The 720-nt window shown below is 41.9% G+C and carries 1 protein-coding gene; it reads right to left on the bottom strand.

The genetic code is table 11. From position 1 onward, the window contains the following. Nucleotides 1-170: 170 nt before the first annotated feature. On the bottom strand, nucleotides 171-659 hold the full coding sequence (locus AB4493_RS17520) for a helix-turn-helix domain-containing protein (protein WP_017059446.1): 489 nt from the start codon (nucleotides 657-659) through the stop codon (nucleotides 171-173). Nucleotides 660-720 lie beyond the last annotated feature (61 nt).

The following is a 720-nucleotide window of genomic DNA, read 5'->3' as shown; positions in this document are numbered from 1 at the left end:
ATGGGCACACTGAGCCAAACAAATAAGCGTATTCAAATTGCTGCTGTTTTACTACGCGAGGTCTCGTTCCACGAGTAGCCCAAAGACGTGTTGTTGTGTTCTGCTGACCAAACCTAGCTTCGTCTTGAAACCAGACATCAACACTCTCTAGCCCAATATGGCCGGGGATCTTAAGGATCGTTTCGATTTGGAATTTTTTTAAAATCGTCTTGTATTTGCTGTGATTGTTTAGGGTGTTTGGAACGAGAAGTTATCCAAGAAAAACCCATGTGGTCGAGGAGATAATAGATGGAATTAGGGTGGTAGTGCTTGTCAAAGTGTTTAACGATGTAGTCATGTATATCGCTTCCAACAAGGCGGCCACCAGAAGGTGATTCAGCTTCTTTTTTTATGAAGGCACTGAGTTGAGCCCGCTGCTCATCGGTGAGGTATGCAGGCCTACCAGTCCGAGGTTTTTCTTGAAGTCCTTCTAGGCCTTCTTCAAAAAAAATCCGAACCCATTTATTGACACTGGTTCGACTGACTTTGAGAGATTTTGCAATTTGTGTACGAGAGAGGCCGTCTTTAAAGTGTGCGAGCGCAAGTAAACGCATCTTCATCTGAATGGTTTTTTGCTGGCTCGCAAGCTTTTTGAAGTCAGTGTTATTAAGGCTATCCATGGCTAAATTTCACAATAATTCATCAATCTTAATTAGATCACATTTTTACTTTAATTGGTAT

Source organism: Vibrio sp. 10N.222.55.A1 (genome assembly GCF_041473835.1).
Classification (GTDB): Bacteria; Pseudomonadota; Gammaproteobacteria; order Enterobacterales; family Vibrionaceae; genus Vibrio; species Vibrio crassostreae_C.
The sequence above is the reverse complement of the archived record's forward strand: the minus strand, read 5'-3'. Positions and strand labels throughout refer to the sequence as shown.